Annotated in this window: 7 protein-coding genes; 2 read left to right on the top strand and 5 right to left on the bottom strand. The window is 44.2% G+C overall.

Going from position 1 to position 14,183, the window contains the following annotated elements; genetic code table 11:
- Positions 1–8: 8 nt before the first annotated feature.
- The 3 genes from ESB13_RS02865 to ESB13_RS02855 all read right to left on the bottom strand — a co-directional run bounded on the left by ESB13_RS02865 (position 9) and on the right by ESB13_RS02855 (position 5,115).
- A complete protein-coding gene (locus tag ESB13_RS02865) occupies positions 9–3,176 on the bottom strand; it encodes a SusC/RagA family TonB-linked outer membrane protein (RefSeq protein WP_129001525.1) in 3,168 nt (1,055 codons plus the stop codon).
- A gap of 86 nt (positions 3,177–3,262) precedes the next feature.
- Positions 3,263–4,450 carry a FecR family protein gene (locus tag ESB13_RS02860; protein ID WP_129001524.1) on the bottom strand — a complete coding sequence of 396 codons (1,188 nt, stop codon included), beginning with the start codon at positions 4,448–4,450 and terminating at the stop codon, positions 3,263–3,265.
- Between the two features lie 59 nt (positions 4,451–4,509).
- Positions 4,510–5,115 (bottom strand): RNA polymerase sigma-70 factor, encoded by a 606-nt coding sequence (locus tag ESB13_RS02855; protein WP_129001523.1) that lies wholly within the window; start codon positions 5,113–5,115, stop codon positions 4,510–4,512.
- A 537-nt stretch (positions 5,116–5,652) separates the two neighbouring features.
- On the opposite strand from ESB13_RS02855, the gene ESB13_RS02850 reads away from it, so the two are divergent.
- Both ESB13_RS02850 and ESB13_RS02845 read left to right on the top strand, forming a co-directional pair.
- Positions 5,653–6,144: a DinB family protein gene (locus ESB13_RS02850; RefSeq protein WP_129001522.1), complete on the top strand. Its 492-nt coding sequence runs from the start codon at positions 5,653–5,655 to the stop codon at positions 6,142–6,144.
- Positions 6,145–6,179: 35 nt separating this feature from the next.
- Positions 6,180–10,508, top strand: a complete 4,329-nt coding sequence (locus ESB13_RS02845) for a T9SS type B sorting domain-containing protein (RefSeq protein ID WP_129001521.1) — start codon at positions 6,180–6,182, stop codon at positions 10,506–10,508.
- Between the two features lie 228 nt (positions 10,509–10,736).
- On the opposite strand, the gene ESB13_RS02840 is transcribed toward ESB13_RS02845, so the two are convergent.
- Together ESB13_RS02840 and ESB13_RS02835 are read right to left on the bottom strand one after the other, a co-directional pair.
- A complete protein-coding gene (locus ESB13_RS02840; RefSeq protein WP_129001520.1) occupies positions 10,737–13,850 on the bottom strand; it encodes a glycoside hydrolase family 2 TIM barrel-domain containing protein in 3,114 nt (1,037 codons plus the stop codon).
- Positions 13,847–14,170 (bottom strand): hypothetical protein, encoded by a 324-nt coding sequence (locus tag ESB13_RS02835; protein ID WP_129001519.1) that lies wholly within the window; start codon positions 14,168–14,170, stop codon positions 13,847–13,849. Before ESB13_RS02835 ends, ESB13_RS02840 begins: the two co-directional genes overlap by 4 nt.
- Positions 14,171–14,183: the final 13 nt, after the last annotated feature.

The following is a 14,183-nucleotide window of genomic DNA, read 5'->3' as shown; positions in this document are numbered from 1 at the left end:
TAATCGTTTTAGAATCCGGCATTCACGCCAATTACAACACCACGGTTTAAAGAACCACCATCCGGATCCATCCAGCTGACTCCGGAATAAATAAGGCCAGGGTTCATTGCCTGTACATACACTCGGCCGTTTTTCATCTTAAGTTTGGTAGCCAAAGCTGAAGGCAGCCTGTAAGACAGTGATATATTCCTTATCTTGATGAAAGATCCGTTCTGATAGTTCATAGAAGACCTGTAGGGGTCACCCGCAGCATTCGCATAGCTGGGAGCAGGATAATCGTTGGTTGGATTGGTTGGTGTCCAATAGTCCAGCAACCTTTGAGAAAAACGTCCCTGTAACGCCTCAGAACCCGCTTCTATTTTATACCCCCAACGAGAGAAAATAAAGATGGTTAATCCCCAGTTCTTATAATTGAACTCATTGATAAGACCGCCATTCCAGTTAGGCTGCTTGTGACCTACAATGGTACGGTCGTTATTCGCATCAATTTTATAATCGCCATTCTGGTCTTTTATTTTAATTCTTCCGGGACGGAACCAGCTCGACTTGCTGGAGATATTGGCATTATACTTAGCCATTTCCTCCTGGTCTTCCTTAGTATCCTGCCAGATGCCTAGCTTCTCATAATCGTAATAAACATTAAGCCTTTTACCAATGAACCAAACGTTGCTCACATCATCAAGCTTTCCACTTGCCAGTTCAACGATCCTGTCTTTTGTAGCAGAGAAGTTAAGGGTAGAAGTCCAGTTAAAATCCTTTTTCTGAATATTGATAGTGGTTAAAGAAAGATCAAATCCCTTGTTGGCAGTAACACCAATATTATCGTAAGACCTGGGATAACCCGTTAAAGTAGGAATAGAACGCAGCAACAACAGATCTTTGGTTCTGGAAGTATACAGGTCTAATGTACCATTGATCCTGCCATTAAGTATACCGAATTCAATACCAAGGTTTGTTTGAGTAGTACGCTCCCATCCCAGTTGGGGATTAGGCATGGTAACCGGACTGGCAGAAGACGGATCTGAAGACACATAGCCCGCCTCAACATTGGCTCCCCAGGTATAATATAGTGTTTGAACGCCACCACGGGTGCTGTAAGGACCAATTGCAGCATTACCCACTGTTCCCACACCTAAACGAAGCTTCAGTAAACTTAACCAGTTGATATGCTGAAGAAACTGCTCCTTATCCATACGCCATGCAAAAGAAGCAGCCGGGAACATATCCCATTTGTTTCCAGGCGCCAATTGCGAAGCACCATCCCAACGGGAATATACATCGAAGAAATACTTGCTCTTGTAAGTATAGTTTAACCGTCCCATATACGAAAGCAGGGAATTCTCACTTAATCCTGAAGAAAAGCCATCAAGGGTACTTACAGAACTGAGTGAATACCATTTCTGACTGTTCCAGGGAAGTTTGGTGGCAGTCATTGTTGAATTTTCGGAACGCACCTTGGTAGAACTATACAAAAAAGTAGCGCCGAATGAATGATCGGCTCCAATTGACTTATTGTAGGTGATCAGGTGATCAAGCGTCCAGGCTATGCTCGACGTCTGGTTTAGTTGTGCATAGTTCGTAGAACCTTGTTCACCACCACCCCTGTTGATCGACATGGCATCCATCCATTTACCATTGGTATAATTCGAAAAATCCGGACCAAAGCTCAACCTGTAGTTAAAGCCCTGAAACGGCGTAAAGCTAATATGGAAAGCCCCCAGCGTACGAAGTGTTTTACGAAGATTCTCATTGTACTTATCCTCTCCGATAGGATTGAGGATATTGATATCACCGCTTGGCAAATTAATACGCTTGCCGGTGCTATCGAAAGGAACAGTATAAGGGAGCATACCTCTTGCCGCTGCGTACAGGGAACCTGCCCCGCTCGGACTTGAAGACGCGAAACCGTAGTTTTGTATGCCATAGGTAGCACTAACACTACTACCCATACTAAACCATTTTACCGGGTTGATCTCTATATTGAATTTAGCTGAATAACGCGTAAAGTCCTGTCCCAGCTGTGTACCATCCTGGTTCAGGTAACCGAACGAAGCATAAGCCTTGATCTTCTGAGTACCCCCACTTACACTAATAGTATGATCCTGGGTCAGGGCATTACGGGTAACCATATCACCCCAGTCGGTAGTAGGTACCAGGCTGCCATCCCAGGTGCCGTTTGCCCATCCTTTTTTTACATTATTCCAGGCATAGGCATTCTGACCAAAAATACGCTCATCATCTGTTATTGTAGGTATATCGGGATAAGTATTACCGGCTGCAACAGTTGGATCAAGATATCTTGCACGACGGTAAGCATCACGACGGAATTCAATGTACTGGCCAGAGTTCATCATTTTAGCCCTGTCGTAAATTTGCTCCATGGTAAGTGTTCCAAGATAATCTAGTGTAATACTGCCGTTCTTACCCTTTTTTGTAGTTACCAGTACCACACCATTGGCACCACGGGAACCATAAATGGCAGTGGCGGAGGCATCCTTAAGGATGTCGATAGATTCCACATCATTGGGGTTAATGGCATTCATTCCACCAAAGTTTAAGGGAATACCATCTACTACATATAAGGGATCATTGGTTGCCGCCAGCGAACGAACGCCCCTGATGAGTACTGCGCCCATTTCACCTGGACGTTCATTAGAGGTGATATCAACACCCGAAGCTTTACCCTGTAAAGCCTGCAAAGCATTTTGTACCGGCCTCGAACGAATATCCTCAGCCTTGATGCTCACGATAGAACTGGTAACATCGGAACGCTTTTTAACACCATAACCAACCACAACAACTTCATCGAGCGTTACCGCATCTTCTTTAAGCTCCACTACCAGTGATAAGGAAGCATCCGTTTTCAGCGTATAACCGGTAAGGTTCTGAGGCTGGAAACCAACAGCTGAAAAGGCAAAATTATAAGAGCCGCCTAACTGCAGGTTATGAAAAACAAAATGACCGAGTGAATCCGTAGCAGTACCTGCCGAAAAATTGGTTTTGGTATTGCGGGCTACAACAGATACGCCGCCTACCGGCTCTTTTTTTGAATTATAAACAACACCTGTAACAGCGTTCTTTTTCTCCTGTGCATGCAGGAGCAGCGGGGATAACATTAACATCAGGAACAGTATAGACAAAGCGCTGCCCCTGAAATTAAGTAGCTTAATTTTCATATAGCTTACAATTTTGTTTGGAAAAAAATTTCTTACACCTCCCTCGGGGGAAATGTACTCATATATGTAGTATCATAGCAGAAAGGCTATTGCATGCGGGATTGCTTTTCGATATGATAGGCATCGTTGGTCCGGGTAAACCTGAGTCCGTTTACCTCGGTTATATATTTTAGTATTATATCCAGTGAATCTGTTTTATTGAATTTTCCTACAAAGTATTTGTTCCTTACATCCTTTTCATCATACATGATCTGAACACCATAAATACCAGCCAGCTGATCCAGCACTTCACCCAGCAACTGGTTATTGAACATGAACCATGGCACCTTCGCATTTTTGGGGATCATTGGATTATCAGGTACGATATCTATACTATCATCACTCTTTACCACCGGCGCTACTTTCCGGAACGACCGCACCCGCGCACCCTTGGTATAACTATAAATAAACTCCTGCCCCGGCGCCAGGTAAGCGCCTTTCTTCATCCACTTGTTGTTTTTCTCCACCGCATTCACCACAACCTTACCCGTATATAATCTTACAAAGATCTTATCCGACTTTTCGAATGCTGTTACCAGGAACTCAGTACCAAGAACAGTAGTAGCAACGTCACCGCTTATTACTTTAAATGGTCTCCTGCTGTCTTTTGTTATGTTGAAGTGCGCCCTGCCACTTAACACTACCTCTCTGCGCTCTAGAAAAGGCTCCCGGTAGTTTAGTTCACTTTTATCGGACAATATCACCACAGAACCATCAGGCAGTGTGATCTCTTTTTCTTTACCGGAAGTATTTGACAGCGTTTGTATAACAGGAGCAGTAGTTGCCTTTACTCTTTGCTGAACAACACGTACAGGCCTTTCTTCATTTACCAGCAATCTGCCAATCACCACTATCGCAAAAACAATAGCAGCTGCAGCCGCTACCCTAACCAGCCCCTTCCGCCACCTTAACTGGCGGACCGGCGTTTCACTAAATGCTTCGCTTTCTTCGTAAACAGGATGAAATAATACTTCAGTGGTATCAGGCAGTTGTTTTTCCTCTATTACCGTTTCTTTGAACTGCTTCCATTTATCCGAAGTATCCATTTCATTCAGCACATAGTCAATCGTATTTTTCGCTCCCGTCAGGCGCCAGGTTTGCATGAATTCATGGAAATAACGCTGGTTTTCCGGATCTCCGGAGAGCCAGTGTTGAACTGTTTCCTCTTCCTCCCTGGTTAGCCCGTTAGCCAAAAACCTCGTGAGTAATTCATCATATTGACGCCTGCTTTCCATGTCTTACTATTTAATACAACTTGCAAAAAGGTTACCCTTACAACAGTTCAAAAAAAAAGTTATTTAACAAGAAAATAATTGATGATCAGAAGAATCAGGGAGATCATATAACCGGAGAGCTTCTCTTTTAGTTTCGCGAGCGCCCTGCTCATTTGTGTTTCAACCGTCTTTACCGATATGCCCAGCTTCGCGGAGATCTCGCTGTACTTTAAACCTTCATAACGGCTGAGTTCAAATATAGCCTTCATATGGCCGGGCAGCTCAGCAATGGCAACATCGATAGCAGCACGCAGTTCCCGCAGATCAACACTGTCAAACGACAGTTGCGGGTCCTGCTCCACCGGCAGCTTCAACAGCTGCAGCTCGTATTTCTGCTTTACCTTCTGCCGCTTCAGCGTGTTCAGGCACAGATTGTCCACAATCCTGTATAAATAAGCCGTACAGGAATTGTTCATATTTATGGTATGCCTTACCTGCCACAGCCTTACAAAGGCAGTATTAACAGCATCCTCCGCAACCGGCAGATCAAAACCATATTTGATCTTACAATAAATACAGAGCCGTTGATAATACGACTTGAACAAAGCTTCAAATGCAGCTTCATCCAACTCCAGGTCTTCGGGCGGTAATTCATCAATATTGTTGACCATTAGCTTAGAACTCATGTGAAGGGGTTGTACTTAATTAACAGGGATAGTACACATGATGTGACACCTCTTATCACGAGAAGACCGGCGGGGGCATTTGGTGTACCCTGAGCATTGAGTAGTTAAATTTCATATGACAAAGCAGATTTTACGAAGCTAAGGTAGGTGGTTTTTTGTACCATCTATCCTGTACCGTATCCCTTCAGGATATCGGCACCACCAGCCTTACACCAGTAAGTTAGGAAGAAGAAAGGGATACACCAAATCGTAATTGCCAGAAAAAGAGATAGTTGAATAGATTTTTTTTCTCAATACAAGAATACCCCCCGCAATTTTATTTCCGGAAAGCCTGCGAAAATGAAACAGATATTTTTTTAACATCACCAGGCTTTACATAACAATCAGGCCATAATTTGCCTTTATCAGCCAGATAAATAACCTTTGAAGCGCCGGCAATACCGTAATCTTACCGGAGTAACCTGTAAGCATTGCCGGCTCTACAACTTCACATACCGGCATTTTAAAGATCAAAAAATTACTATAACAGGTATAAATATGACAATAGCCAATCAACTCGCCAAACTCGTAAGAGACTTTCATTTCGGAGGTAATTATGCCGGTGTTCACCTCCGGCAAACCCTCGCAGACGTAACATGGCAGGAAGCCACCACCTCTGTTTACACGCTCAATAGCATCGCCGCACTTGTATTTCATATCAATTATTACATAAACGCAGTATTAAAGGTGTTGCAGGAACAACCTTTTGAGGCGCATGACAAGTACAGTTATGATATTCCTGTCATTCAAAGCCAAGCCGATTGGGAATTACTACTACAACGGGTATGGAAGGAGGCAGCACTATTTGCGCAACTCATTGAACAACTGCCAGATGACAAACTGACAGCAGATTTCCTCGACGGGAAATACGGAACATACTTCAGGAATTTACAAGGCACTATAGAGCATGGGCATTATCATCTCGGACAAATCTCTTTAATCAAAAAAATCATAAGGCAGGAACCAGGAAACAATATCAAATCCCTGTAAACAAACCCTGCTTATATTTGCGCCAATTTAGCCACATGCGACCTTATATCCCCTATAACCCCATTATTCTGCTTTTAGTTGTTGCATTGTCCTTTAACTCCGCCATCCTTGCTCAAAGCCAATGTGCCCGATCGTTCAGGAATAAATATACTGGTGCCGGCCCCCTGGAACCGCTACGTACACTGGCTACGTCCGACAAAGGCAATTTGGTTGCCGGAAGAGTGCTTACATCCTCCAATGCCTCCTATGACGCCTGGGTAGCTAAATTTTCTGAAGCTGGGGCCGTTGAATGGTCATATTCTCTCGGAGGAGCAGATGCAGATGAATTCAGCGGCGCACAGGAATTACATGACGGCAGCTACATATTGTACGGCACCACCCATTCGTACGGTTATACTTCCGGCAAAGCGTGGCTAGTGCATATGAGTAGTGCTGGCAACCTGTTATGGAGCAGGCAAATGGGTACTAAAGGCAATGGAACCGATCGCCCTAAAGCACTTACACAACTTCCGGACGGAGATCTGATTGGCAGTTTTAATATAAACGACAGCAGCGACAAAAGTAACCCGGTAGTCTTCAGAATGGGTATCGATGGTACAATCAAATGGCAGCAGGAATTCGATAACGGCAACGAGGAAAGCTTTACGGGAATTCAGTTTACAAATGACACTATTTATGTTTATGGCTTTTATACTGCCACTATGAAAAGCGCTCTGATAGTATCATTACGGCCATCAGACGGCAGTATTATTGAATCGAGAAACCCATATGTAGGCAGAAAGTGGTACAGCGAAGATTATGACGAAGAGATCGCAGGGCTGGATATGCATGAACAGAAAATATCTTTTGGCTTAACATTAAGCAATAGAAAATTTGGCACTTATGCAACAAGAATAATCATCGTAGCAGTAACGGATATGCAGGGAACCTCAGAATTAGCCAGACATTTTTATGGCTACGATTATATGAAACTGCTACGCACAAAAGATCAGGGCTTTCTGGTATTCTCCGTTTCATACTACGACCCGCTCGTAAAAACCGATCCACGTGTAGCTTATATCAATAAATATGGAGTTATTGAAAACAGCCTGACGTTGGCGGCTTATGAAAACAAAAGTCTTAAAAGCGTGGATTTAACAGCGGATGGAGGATTTGTGGCTGCACTTTATCAACCCTGGCCCTGGTATAGAAATGATATATTGGAACTTACAAAAGGAGACATGTACTGCACTACCGGGCAAGCTTCCTGCCAATTGTTTGCCGGTAGCATGCACGATGACACTACCTCATTTACCTGGAAAATCTTTCAATGGCAACATATTACACCGTACACTTCCCCACTGAACGAAATAGTGCTGCCGGCAAAACAAAATTTCTCTTTAATAGCAAGTGATATATGTGACACACTGGCTTGTACAGATACTTCGCCACTTCCACCAGGTTGCAACAAGAGTTCACGTATAGAATATGTGACACGTAGAAACATGGTGCTGCGAGATGTGACAACTACTGCCGACGGGGGCAAAATACTTACAGGAAATTCAGGAAACTTCAATGCCGTTGCTATCAAGCTGGATATCAATGGCGATATTCTCTGGTCGAAAAACTATAACCGGATAGCCAGTCAGATGAGGTTTATGAGAACCTTTAAAATGGCAGACGGGAACCTTTTGGCCTTTGCCAACCTCGATTATACAATAAACCATGGCAGCAGCAGCAAAACTGTTATGGTCAAACTCGATAACCTTGGCATACCTCTATGGTCGAGGATAATAAATTCTCATTTGGAAGGCCTGAACGTTAATGATGTAATCTCCACTCCCGACAATGGCTTCCTGGTACTATTCAAAAACTATTGGGGAGGGGGCAAAAGCATCATTCTGAAGTTAGATAAAGAAGCCAACTTTGTATGGCAGAAATGTATGGTACATAAATTGACCAACCCTCTTTACAAGTCTGCCTTTTGTACAAACAATGATATATTTCTGGCTCACGAATCATATTATTATAACCAACAGGTAATTGGCCTGGAACGATTAGACCTAAAAACCGGAAACCTTATCTGGAGCCGTAATTATGGAGAAGCGGCACAGACTACACTTCGCATAAACAGAATTTTTGGAACGCAAGATTCTATATATCTCTTTTGTTATCGCTATCAGGCTGCAACTCCCGGCAGAACAGAAACCAGAATCACAATGGCCAGTTTTGATATGCACGGCGATATCGGACACACCATACAATTCGATACCGAAAACAACTCGTATCCCGGATCGGCGTATTACACCGACGATACCCCTCCGTCAGTTGTACAAACCGCTGACAGCAAGTTTGTATTATGCCAGCGTAATATTAAAGCCAACGATACATCTTTCGTCATTACACGGCTGGATACAACAGGCAAGATTGAATGGAGCAGAAAATACCCTTCCATAAAAAATTACCGGCCACATAATATTCATCAGCAGGGAACAGGTTATGTTATAACCGGAACAGTACATACTCCTACAAAATATGTCTACGAGTTTTATAATGGATTTGTTATAAAATGCGATAGTGCAGGCCATATCACCTCTTCGCCTACCGGAGAATGTAGCGACATAACCATCAATACAGCCGTAGTCCCTTTTTCAATGACTTATTTGCCGGAAAGCCTCAATAATATATTGGATACAGCTTATCGCTATATCGATGCACAGGTGCTCTACAACAACGAACCGGCCGATGCCAGGTTATTCTGTAATGAAACAAAAAGCTGCGGCACAGTAAACATGCTGCAAAAAGGAAAAGTCTGCTCCTTAACAGATACCCTCATCTGCTACCTGAAAGATGCAGTGAATTGCGACGCGATTGCCACATGGGAATACAATTCCGATATCCTCCACCCCATAAGTATTAATGGAGATACCATTCGTTTAAAGCCATTGAAAACCGGCGTCAGCAATATTGCCGTTACAATAGAAGGCAACTGCCTTGTAGATCATCAATCCCTGGATGCATCCATACTTATTTCAGCCGGAGACGTAACACTTGGCGACGACAAAATAATTTGTCCCGGAAAAGAGGTATCAGTGAATGCAGGTACGGGGTACAATTCTTATCAATGGAATGGCACGACAGGAGATTCTATTTTAAAAGTAACGGCACCAGGCACATATTATATCGATGTAACAGACAATTGTGGAAGGGCAGGCTCAGACACGATAAAAGTAATAGCAGCAAGCAGCTTTTTTAGCACAACACAAGACACCACAAAATGTAACCTCGATAGCGTATTACTGCAGAGCACTGCCGGCTATAATAATTATACCTGGTTTACCAAAACCACTACCCTGGGCAACAACAGCAAGATCTATGTAAAGCCCGATGTCTCAACACGCTACTATATTAATGCCGTTACACAGGATAACTGCACCTTAACGGACTCGGTACTTGTAAACGTACTTCATTCGCCGCCAATAAACCTGGGTGGAGACGTCAGCATCTGTGAAGGTGACAGCATTATCGTTTCTGCCGGAACGGGATTCGATACCTTTCTATGGAATAACGGCAAAAGAACACCTGTAATAACTGTAAAAACCACCGGCATTTATAGCGTCGACGCCACCTATAACAACGGCTGCCATTCAAAAGATAGTTTCGCGCTCAAAGAATTATATGTCAATCCCTCTCCAAAGATCAATGCACCTGTGTTATGTGCGGGCACAACACGAATGCTTTCAGTAGCGCCCGGGTATCCTTTTTATCAGTGGAGTAACGGAGCTACAGGTAACACAACTCCTTTCTCAGCTACCGGCACCTATTGGGTAAAGGTCACAGACAACAAAGGCTGTAAAGGATCCGACACCGTCAATATAACATCAACCGTACCGGTACCCAAAGCGTTTCTGCCTGCGGATACATCTATCTGCCAATACGGGAAACTTCAGTTAACAGCCAAGGGATCCTTCAGATCATATTTATGGAACAATAACTCCAATGCAGCAAGTATTACAGTTGACAAACCCGGAACTTATTGGCTTCAGGTAACAGATAACAATAATTGTGAAGGCAAAGCCTTCATTACTATAGCAAGCCGGCAATGTATGACAGGACTATACGTTCCAACCGCTTTTACGCCTAATGGTGATGGGAAGAACGACATCATACGCCCGCTTTTATTCGGAAATATTGAACAATTCTATTTCAGTATATATAGCCGGTGGGGTACCTGTATTTTTGAAACTACTGCGCCGGGAGAAGGATGGAATGGCAAGATCAAAGGTGTGCCGCAGGATGGCGGCACTTATGTATGGATGTGCCGGTACACGCTGGAAGGCCAGCCGCCGCAAACACACAAGGGCACATTTATATTAATGCGCTAAAACAGTTCAGCAAAACATAACGGAACAGCAGGCTGTAGCATAAAAGCCCGAGCCGATAACCAGCCAAATGAACTTCTTCACGAAGCCTGGATAAGAAAGAGGGTGGGTCATAAATAAAAATAGCCGCTGAGAATTGCTTAAACGCGAACCCGGCTCCATCAGGTACCCGAATAAAACGAGGCCGTATCGTACTTATGATACGGCCTCGTTCTGCTACTTCTTATTTATCTACCTGATCAAACTGATGGTATAGCTATATTGATACGCTTTGGCACTGAACCTGTATTTATCCAATGGCCTGGCGCCCCATGAGTTAAGACCGCCTACACCACGCTGGAACAGATCTACATTAAGTATTACTCTCTCAGCAGATAGTATGTCAGATGCATGTTGCTGCTTTTTAGTAGTACCCGGATCCCAGTCTTCCGTACGGTAATTGGTAGCGCTTACCGATAAAGGTTGCGCACCGGTGATACGTATACCTTTACCTTCGTTATCGGTGAGCGTCAACCAGCGCACATCGGTTTTATTTCCTGTTTCCTGCGGACGGTAATAAGCAAACGCCTGGTCCTCTACCTTCCCTTTCCAGGTTCCCATAAACGCATCCTGGTTACGGTCTGCATAGTTTTCCCACGGACCACGCCCATACCAGGTAAAGTTATGATACTGGTCAGAAAGCTCCATGTTCATGCCAAAACGCATGAGCTCAGGAAGCTCATCTGTCAGCGCTTTGTAATGAGGCGTTACAGTAAGACTGCCATCTTTGTTAACGGTATAGGCAACTTCTACCACAGCTTCAATACCCAACGGTTTTACTTCGTAGGTCAGGGTTACACCTGATCCGTTATCAACGATACTTTTGAAGCTTGTCTTCTGGTTAACAGAAGCAGCTTCCCAAAGACGAAGACGATATTGTGCCTGCTCACCAAAGTCGTTATCCGTTGGCGCGCGCCAAAAGTTCACTTTGGGCATATGCGCAAACAACCACCTGCCAGCTCCTTTTATAGAAGTTAAGCCACGGCCGCCTTTCGCGAATTCATAGGAAATACCATTAGCTGTTAATGTTACCGTATTATCATTTTCCTTTTTCTCCACATCCGTTTGTGCAGCGCCGGGTGTAACTGCTTTCGCAAAATAGTTGTTTGCAGCCAGGGCAAATTCCGCTTTGGCACTTTCAAAACCCGCAGGCAGGAATTTGGTGGCAGTACTTCTGTTGGCATATACCTGCAGATAATACTCAGCGCCAGGCTCTGCATTGAGTTTAGGCAGATCAAGCTTCACATCCTGGCGTGAATTCGCAGCAACAGTAACATCAAACTTGCCGGCAGCAATACTATCCCCGTTTTTCAACAATACCCACCTGTAAGTGTATTCCTTCGAAGTAAGCGGGATAAACTTAAAGTCATTGACAACAGTAATAGTTCCGCTGTTCAGGTCTTTTGCTTCAAAAAGTATGTTCTGGTAAACCTTTTTCACAATATGCGTATGCGGTAAATATTGCTGATCCGGAGAAATGATCCCATCCATGCAAAAGTTGCCTGCATTCAGCTTATTATACCCGCGCAGATCGCCTCCGTAAGCCCAGTATTCACGGCCTTGCTCATCTTTTGTCTTATAGCCATGGTTATACCATTCCCAGATAAAACCACCCTGCATATTCTTGCTGGTACGCATAAGATCCCAGTAATCCTGGAAATTCCCCATACTGTTCCCCATCGCATGAGCATATTCACACATGATATAAGGACGCTTCAGGTCTTTGGCGGCATCGCGCACCATACTTTCCCAGGAAGGATACATATGACAGATGATATCTGTATTCCTGTCCCGCTGATAAGCCTGTTCATATTGCACCGGCCGGCTTTTATCTCTTGCCTTTGCCCAATCGTACATGGTAAAGAATGCCTTACCATTGCTCGCCTCGTTACCAAGTGACCAGAAAATAACGGATGCATGGTTTTTATCTCTTTCTATCAACCGTTTTATTCGATCCAGATGCGCTTCCTGCCATTCGGGGAAATTGGAAACATTATCCGGGCCATAACCGAGGCCATGCGATTCAAGGTTGGTTTCATCAACGAGATAAATGCCATACTCATCACAGAGTTTATACCAGAGCGGCTGCTGGGGATAATGCGAAGTGCGGACTGCATTAATGTTAAGTTCTTTAAACAGCTGGATATTACGCAGCATCACAACTGAATCTACTACCTGACCGGTATTGGTATTGAATTCATGCAGGTTAACACCTTTAAAATATACCTTTTTACCGTTGATAAATACCTGCCCGTCTTTGATCTCTACCTTACGGAAGCCAATACGGTGCGAGGTAGCTTCTATAACTTTATTGTCTTTGTCTTTTAAAACAATAAGCAGATTGTACAGTTCAGGCGTTTCGGCAGTCCACTGCAGCGGCGATGCTACCGTTCCCTGGAACCATAATGAATCAATCGTATTAGGTGCTATGGTAGCCTTTTTGCTTTGTGTGAAAACTTTTTTTCCTGCCTTATCAACGATCGTCAGTTCTACTGTTTGGGTTACAGCACTGCTGCCATAATTCTGGATTTTTACATCGGAGCTGAAAAGTCCGTTCTTATAGCTGGCATCAAGATCAGGATGCGCAAAGAAATCCAGGATACGGGTAGATGCCGTACTATACAGGTACACATTCCTGTTAATACCGCCTAAACGCCACATATCCTGGTCTTCGAGGTAGGTACCGTCGCTGAACTTGTGAACCTCACAGGCCAGCAGGTTCTTACCGGCGCGGATATAGGGCGTGATATCGAACTCGGCAGGACTCTTGGCGTTTTCCGTATAACCAACTTTCTTACCATTTACCCACACATACATCGAACTGGTGCCGCCTTCGAAATGCAGGAACACCTTCCTGCCATCCCAGCTTTGCGGAATATCGAACCCGGTCCTGTAAAGCCCCGTTGGAGAATCGTCCCTATTGATAAACGGAGGTCTGACAGGGAAACCAAAGCCCGTATTTACATACATGGGAATACCAAAACCATTGAATTCCCAGTTGCCGGGAACAGGCATAGTGGTCCAGTTAACAGTATTAAACCCCTCTTCATAGAAGCCCGCAGGTACATCACCTACCCTGGGCAGCCAATGAAAGTTCCATCGGCCGTTGAGCGACTGGTAGTAGGGAGATAACTGGTAAGCGTTTGAAGCAGCCAGCGCTGCAGAGGGATAAGGAAGGGAGGTTGCCCTTGGCTTTTCCTTGTTCACAGCAAAGATTTCCGGGTTTTCCCATTCCGGCTTGTCCTGGGCCAAAGCATGCATAAGCCCTGTCAGTGTAAATGATAAAAGTAAGATCGTCCTTTTCATTCAGATGTTTTAGCGTTCCAGAATATATTTCGACTTAAAGACATTAAACCTTCTATATCGGAGATAGTGCCACGCGCTGTTAAACATTTCAGCGTTCCCCATAAAGATGGCATGCTAGTGAGCCTTTGCCAGAAAAAATAAGCAGCGGGTAGTATCAGGGCAAACCATTTTTTCACATCGGCATCTATCGCAATCGTCGGAAGAAACATGGTAGCGTCTCCCCGGGTAAAATTATGCAGATATAGGGGGTCGATAAAGGGGGTAAATTGGTATAAAACGGGGGAATTTTCAATCGGATAGAGCACAGCTATTATAAACATAGCAAAAAATAGG

Origin of the sequence: Filimonas effusa, from assembly GCF_004118675.1 — a bacterium.
Classification (GTDB): domain Bacteria; phylum Bacteroidota; class Bacteroidia; order Chitinophagales; family Chitinophagaceae; genus Filimonas; species Filimonas effusa.
Note: the sequence above shows the minus strand (reverse complement) of the source record. Positions and strands in the feature narration are given on the sequence as shown.

Excerpts from the sequence above, each read along its gene's own strand:
- ESB13_RS02865 (WP_129001525.1), bottom strand. The coding sequence starts at position 3,176 with ATGAAAATTAAGCTACTTAATTTCAGGGGCAGCGCTTTGTCTATACTG.
- ESB13_RS02860 (WP_129001524.1), bottom strand. The coding sequence starts at position 4,450 with ATGGAAAGCAGGCGTCAATATGATGAATTACTCACGAGGTTTTTGGCT.
- ESB13_RS02855 (WP_129001523.1), bottom strand. The coding sequence starts at position 5,115 with ATGAGTTCTAAGCTAATGGTCAACAATATTGATGAATTACCGCCCGAA.
- ESB13_RS02850 (WP_129001522.1), top strand. The coding sequence starts at position 5,653 with ATGACAATAGCCAATCAACTCGCCAAACTCGTAAGAGACTTTCATTTC.
- ESB13_RS02845 (WP_129001521.1), top strand. The coding sequence starts at position 6,180 with ATGCGACCTTATATCCCCTATAACCCCATTATTCTGCTTTTAGTTGTT.
- ESB13_RS02840 (WP_129001520.1), bottom strand. The coding sequence starts at position 13,850 with ATGAAAAGGACGATCTTACTTTTATCATTTACACTGACAGGGCTTATG.
- ESB13_RS02835 (WP_129001519.1), bottom strand. The coding sequence starts at position 14,170 with ATGTTTATAATAGCTGTGCTCTATCCGATTGAAAATTCCCCCGTTTTA.